Raw genomic sequence first — 7,109 nt, forward strand, 5'->3', positions numbered from 1 at the left:
GCCACTGATACCGGAGCAATTCCAGGAAAAGTGTAAGGCGGTTTTCCGTCAGGAATTGCGACAAGACAGAGATACGTGGGCAGCTGTTTCGGGAAGCTCCTCCAGTCCACGCCCGAAAAAGCTCTGACCGCGCAAAAAACTCCGGGCCGTAAGCCCGGAGTTTTTCATATCCAGTTGGAATTTGTCAGGCTGTGGCGGGCTTGAAGGTCAGCGCGACGCCGTTGATGCAGTGGCGCAGGCCGGTCGGCGCTGGACCGTCGTCGAAGACGTGGCCGAGATGGCCGCCGCAGCGGCGGCAATGCGCCTCGGTGCGCGTCATGCCGAGCGAGCGGTCCACGGTCGTGCCGATAGCCTTGGGGATCTCTTGCCAGAAGCTCGGCCAGCCGGTGCCGGAATCGAATTTCGTCTCCGACGAATAGACCGGCAGGTCGCAGCCGGCACAGGCGAAGATGCCCTTACGGTGTTCGTTGAGCAGCGGGCTGGTGCCGGGATACTCCGTGCCTTCCTTGCGCAGCACGTCGAAGGCGGCCGGCGACAGGATGGCTTTCCACTCGGCGTCGGTCTTGGTGACTTCGAATTGTTCGGCGGCCTGTGCTGCCTGCGGATCGCCCATGCGCAGCATCGTTGCTGCGGCCCCGACGACGCCGATGGCGGCGGCACCGCTCAAAAGAAAGTCGCGACGGTTCATGACCGGTTCCTCCTGATGTCCTTTTGCCAAACTATACCGCCGCGCGGAAATCAAAAGCCGGTGACGGTAGCCCCCTCGAACGAACACTCCGCGCCCTCCCACATCCGAATATGGGCGGCGCGGAGTGCGCGGGTCAATTGCGGATCACGGGAGCGGGATCGTGCAATCGACGGAGGGCCCTTGCTGCCAGTTCGCCGGCAGCAATCCCCTTGTTACATCTTCGGCAAAAGAACCTTGTCGATGACGTGGATGACGCCATTGGACTGTTCGACATCGGCGATCGTCACATTGGCGACATTGCCGTTCTCGTCGGTGACGGTGACCTTGCCGCCGTCGGCCTTGAGCGACAGCTCGCAGCCGCCGACCGTCTTGACCTTGTGGGCGCCGCCGTCAGCCTTGGCCATCGCGGCGACATCCGCCCCCATCGCCTTGGCGCCGATGACATGGCAGGTCAGGATCTTGGTGAGCTTGTCCTTGTTTTCAGGCTTGAGCAGCGTCTCGACCGTCCCGGCCGGAAGAGCCGCGAAGGCTTCGTTGGTCGGAGCGAACACGGTGAACGGACCGGCGCCCTGCAGCGTTTCGACAAGGCCGGCGGCCTTCACGGCGGCGACCAGCGTGGTGTGGTCCTTCGAGTTCACGGCGTTCTCGACGATGTTTTTGTTAGCATACATCGCGGCGCCGCCAACCATCGGGTTTTCGGCATAGGCGGCGGTGGCAAGGGCCGAAACGGCGATCGTACCGGCGAGCAAAAGGGTGGCGTATCTGCGCATGATGTCAAACTCCTCGGGTTTTCTCTTCCCATTTTTGGGGACGCGAGGAGATACGGAACAGAAGTGCGGGAGTTTCAGAAATATTCTTATTTTTTATTTTGCCCGGGATGCCGAAGAGATTTTGCCACGCAACGGCTTGCCGGCTACCATGCTGTCTACGGGCGTGGAAGGTGGGAGACACACTTCAGGTACTCTATTTTGAGTCTGGCGACGCCAAGAGCCGGTCAGATGCTCTTCAGGTCGCCGGCGGCGACCACCGGTCCGGTCGGCTGTCCGGTCGGCGAACCGCCTGACGGCTCGAGGCTGACGGCAAGCACCGCGCCCTGGGCAAGCTTCTGCTGGGCCGCCGGTGAGACGACGATATGTGCCGTAGCACCGGTCGGAATGACGCCCATCGAGACCGGCGGGTTCTTGCCCTCGATCATCCACAGCTCGAAGTCCTTGCCGGAAGCACGCTCACCGGAGACATGCGACAGGCCGACTTCGTGATGCGCGGCGTCGTAGACGGCAAGATATCTGACGTCGCTGCCTTCGGCGGCCAGCGAAGCGACGAGGCGCGCCTGCGGCTCCTCGACCGGCGGGTTGAGGACTGGCACGGCAATGTAAATCGCCAGTGCCGCAACCGCAGCCGCGGCAAGGCCGCGCCAGAAAGCGAGGCTGGACCACAGGCCGCCGCGCGATTCGGCGGGCGTGGTCACGGCGGCAGCGTTCGCGAACAGCCGGCGGTCGACCGCGGTCTTCACCGAAACCGGCGGCTCGATTTCCGGGTAGGCGGCGGCCAGCGGTGAGAGACGGACCTCCCATCCCTCGACAAGACGAGCAAAAACCGTATCCGCATCGATGCGGCGGGCGACGATCTGGCGTTCGTCGGCATCGAGCACGCCGAGAACGTATTCGGCGGCGAGCAGGTCGTCGCCTCCACGTTCCGGTCCTGTGTCTTCTGCCAGCGTCATCTTTCCAGACATTCTCTGAGTTTCAACAGGCTGCGGCGCAGCCATGTACGCATCGTGTTCAGCGGCACGCCATGGCGCTCCGCCAGTTCGGCATAGCTCTCGCCCTTGAGATAGGCGCCCCGGACGGCGGCTGCCCGGTCCTTCTCCAACTCATCGAGACAATGGTGGATACGTTCGGATTCGTCTCCCGCCACCGCCATCGCTTCAGGCCCCGGCGCCGGATCGGCCACGTCGAGCGCGGCATCGATGTCGGCGGCAGGCCTGCGCCGCGCTCGTATGCGATCGATCGCATGATTACGCGCAATTGCCACCAGCCAGGAGATCGGGCTTAGATCGGAGACGGCAAAACGATCCGCCTTCGTCCATATCTTGACGAAGACTTCCTGCAGCGCTTCTTCCGCATCTCCCCGGTCGTTCAATACACGAAGACAGACGCCAAAAAGTTTCGCGCTGGTCTGCCGGTAAAGCAGATCGAACGCGGCCCGATCCTTCATCGAAGTCCGGACGATCAGCTTGGTGATGTCCTGCGGCGTCATCCGCGGCAAGTTAGGCGATTGCAATGTATTTGCAACGGCGGAAATAACCTTGTGCACGCCTAAGCTTTTGTGTGTCGCCAGCCGGGTCCGTCGACCGATTGCCAATGGAATCGCCACTGGCTAGCTTGCCCTCAGTGATGGGGGGAGCGCGCATGTCGGTCGAACGGATCCTTTGGGAAGAAGATGCCGCGGGCCTCGCCGATCTGGTCCGCAAGGGCGAGGTTTCGGCCGTCGAGCTGACCGACGCCGCGATTGCCCGCGCCGAGGCCACCCGTCCCGACATCAATGCCACGGCCGAACCGCTCTACGATGCCGCGCGGGCCCGCGCCAAGACCGTCGACCCTTCGCTGCCGCTGGCCGGTGTTCCCTTCGCCATCAAGGATCTCGGCATCGCCATCAGGGGCGTGCCGACGCATGGCGGCAGCCGCATTCCGGCATGGCTGGCCGATGTCAATTCGGTGCTGACCGACCGCTACATCGCTGCCGGACTTATCCCGATCGTCACCTCGACATCGCCGGAGCACGGGCTTCGATTGATGACCGAATCCAGGGCCTTCGGCATCACCCGCAATCCGTGGAACACCGGTCACACCAGCGGCGGCTCGTCGGGTGGTGCGGCTGCACTGGTCGCAGCCGGCGTAGTGCCGGTGGCACATGCCTCCGATGGCGGCGGCTCGATCCGCGTGCCTGCCGCCTGCACCGGGCTTGTCGGCCTGAAGACGTCGCGCGGCCGCACACCGCTGACGCCGCTGGTGAGCGAAAGCTGGTACGGCATGGTCGTCGACCATGCGCTCACCCGTTCGGTGCGTGATTGCGCGCTGCTGCTCGACCTCACCCATGGGTCCGATCCTCTGTCGCCCTATGCCGCGCCGCCGCCGAAAGGCACGTTCGCGGCCGCCGCGGCGCGCGACCCCGGCAAGCTCAGCCTGGCCGTGTACCGCAAATCCCCGCTTGGCCTGCCGATCTCGGACGAGACGCTCAAGGCGCTCGACAAGGCGGTGGCGCTTGCCCGCGAGGGCGGCCACACGGTCGAGGAGATCGACCTGCCCTTTATCGGCCGCGATTTCTTCGCCGATTTCTGCAGGACGGTTGCCTCCGCCGTCGCCGGCACGATGCGGGCCGAAGCGCTGCGCGTCGGCCGTTCCGTTACCGGTGACATCGAGCGGGCGACGCGGGTGCTCGCCCGCTTCGGCGAAATGGTGTCGGCCGGCGAGACCTATGCCGACCTGCAGCGGCTGCATGCCGCCTCGCGGCAGCTGATTTCGGAGACCGTGCAGTACGACGCCGTGCTGATGCCGGTCATTGCCCACCCGCCGCTCGCCTGCGGCGCCATGGATCCCAAAGGCGCCGACGAGCTCATCGAGAACCTGCTCGACAAGCTTCACCTGACACCCTTGCTGAAGCTGAAGCCGTTCTTCGGCCAATTGATGGACAAGAGCCTCTGGTTCACCCATTGGCCGGCGATCCAGAATGTCAGCGGCCAGCCGTCGATCGCGCTGCCGGTCCATGTCACTGACGCCGGCCTGCCGCTCGGCGTCCAGGCGGCCGGCCGTCCGGGCGACGAAGAGACGCTTTTGTCGCTCGCCGCGCAGATGGAGAAGATCTCGGGTTGGCTGGACCGCAGGGCGCCGCTGATGGTGCCGACACGATGACGAGGTCGTGAAGCGCTTGAATATGACAGCAAAGCCATTTGCGGGCGGCGCCAATTCCCGCTAAGACGCCGCCGTCCTTACCTGATGCATGTCGCTCAAAAGTGTCCAGGGGTTTTGGGACAACGACGTGCTTAAAATAAAAAGCCGGGAACCAAACCGATGACGGAAATAACCGCCACCGCCGAAATGCAGGCAGCCCTGTTGTCGCGGGCGCTGCCCTACATGCAGCGCTACGAACACAAGACGGTCGTGGTGAAATATGGCGGCCATGCCATGGGCGATATCGAACTCGGCAAGGCCTTCGCGCGCGACATCGCGCTGCTCAAGCAGTCCGGCGTCAACCCTATCGTCGTCCATGGCGGCGGCCCGCAGATCGGCGCCATGCTGGCCAAGATGGGCATCGAATCGAAGTTCGAGGGCGGCCTGCGCGTCACCGACCAGAAGACGGTCGAGATCGTCGAAATGGTGCTGGCCGGTTCGATCAACAAGGAGATCGTCGCGCTGATCAACGCCGAGGGCGAATGGGCGATCGGTCTCTGCGGCAAGGACGGCAACATGGTTTTCGCCGAAAAGGCTCGCAAGACCATGATCGATCCGGACTCCAACATCGAGCGCGTGCTCGATCTCGGCTTCGTCGGCGAGCCGGTCGAGGTCGACCGCACCTTGCTCGATCTTCTGGCACGCTCCGAAATGATCCCGGTGCTGGCGCCGGTGGCGCCAGGCCGCGACGGCCACACCTACAACATCAATGCCGACACCTTCGCCGGCGCCATTGCCGGCGCCTGCCAGGCGACGCGCCTGCTGTTCCTCACCGACGTGCCGGGCGTACTCGACAAGAACAAGAAGCTGATCGACGAACTGACCGTGGCCGAGGCCAAGGCGCTGATCAAGGACGGAACTGTCTCGGGCGGCATGATCCCCAAGGTCGAGACCTGCATCGAAGCGATCGAACGCGGTGTCGAAGGCGTCGTCATCCTCAACGGCAAGACGCCGCATGCGGTGCTGCTGGAACTGTTCACCGAACATGGCGCCGGCACGCTGATCGTGCCCTGAGGGGCTCGTCAGCCGGCTAACTTTTTCGCCTCGGAATCTTCAATATTGCCGATGGTGGGAATGGCGAGCTTTCTGGCCGGCCGTGAAACCGTCATCGATTCCTCCTCGGCGTCCTGCGGCGCGCCCCAGAATTCAGCCAGCGTCGGGCCGTCTTTCACCCTGACGTCGCGGACCAGAAAACCCCAGACCTCGCGGAACCAGACGCGGCGGCCCATCTGCGTGTACCAGCGCATCGAATGCCGCTGCTCGGGATCCTTGTGTAACAGGATGCGGGCCAGCGCCTTCGGCCGTGATTGCACCGCCAGCTCGATCAGCTTGACGCTGAAGAACAGCATCCAGGGTTTCAGCCGCGTCATCTGCAGCACCTGGTGCTTGTAATCCCACAAGCGCGCATCCTGCTGGATCACCTTGCGATCCCGCGCGATGCGGAAGAACGGCGTCCAGCGATGCGGCGTCACATAGAGCGCCTGGATCTGGTCGGGGTCATAGGCGATGAGCTGGCGAAAGCCGCGCCACAGATCGCGGAACCCTTCGTCCTCGAAGCCGGCCACCCAGGTCGCCATCGACAGGATGCCGTTGAGGCGCAGCAGCCTTATCGCCTCGCGGTCGGATGATGTGCTGCCGCCCTTGCGGATCAATTGAAGCGTCTGCTCGTCGGTGTTTTCCATGCCGAGCAGCCAGCGGATGACGCCGGCCTTGCGGTAGAGATGCAGGGTGTCGGCATCGCGCACTATGTCGTCGGCACGGGTCGAACCGACGATCAGCACCGGCACGTTCTCGGCGATAAGGGCGTCGAGGAAGGCACGCCAGGCCTTCTTCGAGACCGTCGGATTCTCGTCGGCGAGATTGATCAGCTCGACGCCGTGCTCGCGGTGCAGCCAGGCGATCTCCCTGGCGAATTTCACCGGATCGCGATGCCGCCAGCGGGTCCAGAAGCCGCGCTGGCCGCAATAATTGCACAGATGCGGACAGCCGCGCGAAAACTGCATGACCACGGCCCGCTTGCCGCCCCAGTAACTGTACCGCGAGTGCTCAATCAGCTCCCAACCGACGCGGTAGGCGTCGAGGTCGGCAATGGTGATGGCGGCCTGTGTGGCGAAGGGGCGGCTGAGATCGTCGCGATAGGCGATGCCGGCCACGCTCGCCGGCGGCTGGTGCATTTCCAGCGCCTCGACCAGCGCCACGACGGTCGCCTCGCCCTCGCCGCGCACGATGAAGTCGAAAGCATCGGTAGCGGCCAGGATGTCGCGCCAATGATAGGTAGGGAAAACGCCGCCATAGATGATGATGGTCGCCGGCTCCCTCTCCTTGATCATGCGTGCGATCAGCAAGGCGGTCGGGTGCGCCGAGGTCGAGCCGGAATGGCCGATCAGGACGAAGTCGGGGTGGTCCTCCAGTGCGTCGCGCACGACGTCATCGAGCGGCATCGGTCCGAATTCGGCGTCGACGAGCTGTAC

7 protein-coding genes are annotated in these 7,109 nt (G+C 64.0%); 2 read left to right on the forward strand and 5 right to left on the reverse strand.

Annotated elements, in window-relative coordinates; genetic code table 11:
- Positions 1–184: 184 nt before the first annotated feature.
- The 4 genes from msrB to EOC06_RS07185 form a co-directional block, all read right to left on the reverse strand.
- Positions 185–688: a peptide-methionine (R)-S-oxide reductase MsrB gene (gene msrB / locus EOC06_RS07170; RefSeq protein WP_128307421.1), complete on the reverse strand. Its 504-nt coding sequence runs from the start codon at positions 686–688 to the stop codon at positions 185–187.
- A 212-nt stretch (positions 689–900) separates the two neighbouring features.
- Positions 901–1,458: a fasciclin domain-containing protein gene (locus EOC06_RS07175; RefSeq protein ID WP_027040113.1), complete on the reverse strand. Its 558-nt coding sequence runs from the start codon at positions 1,456–1,458 to the stop codon at positions 901–903.
- A gap of 224 nt (positions 1,459–1,682) precedes the next feature.
- A complete protein-coding gene (locus EOC06_RS07180) occupies positions 1,683–2,411 on the reverse strand; it encodes an anti-sigma factor (protein ID WP_127267218.1) in 729 nt (242 codons plus the stop codon).
- The gene (locus EOC06_RS07185) at positions 2,408–2,947 is read right to left on the reverse strand and encodes a sigma-70 family RNA polymerase sigma factor (protein WP_127267227.1); all 540 of its coding nucleotides are present in this window, start codon (positions 2,945–2,947) and stop codon (positions 2,408–2,410) included. Before EOC06_RS07185 ends, EOC06_RS07180 begins: the two co-directional genes overlap by 4 nt.
- 152 nt (positions 2,948–3,099) lie before the next feature.
- Here EOC06_RS07185 and EOC06_RS07190 point away from each other — a divergent pair, with 152 nt between their 5' ends.
- A complete protein-coding gene (locus EOC06_RS07190; RefSeq protein ID WP_127272326.1) occupies positions 3,100–4,599 on the forward strand; it encodes an amidase in 1,500 nt (499 codons plus the stop codon).
- 159 nt (positions 4,600–4,758) lie between these two features.
- Positions 4,759–5,652, forward strand: coding sequence for an acetylglutamate kinase (gene argB, locus EOC06_RS07195; protein WP_013528489.1), 894 nt, complete (start codon positions 4,759–4,761; stop codon positions 5,650–5,652).
- Between the two features lie 8 nt (positions 5,653–5,660).
- On the opposite strand, the gene bchE is transcribed toward argB, so the two are convergent.
- Positions 5,661–7,109: magnesium-protoporphyrin IX monomethyl ester anaerobic oxidative cyclase (gene bchE / locus EOC06_RS07200; protein ID WP_245469384.1), on the reverse strand; the 1,449-nt coding region annotated here is incomplete at its 5' end.

Origin of the sequence: Mesorhizobium sp. M7A.F.Ca.MR.362.00.0.0 (assembly GCF_004023175.1) — a bacterium.
Taxonomy (GTDB): domain Bacteria; phylum Pseudomonadota; class Alphaproteobacteria; order Rhizobiales; family Rhizobiaceae; genus Mesorhizobium.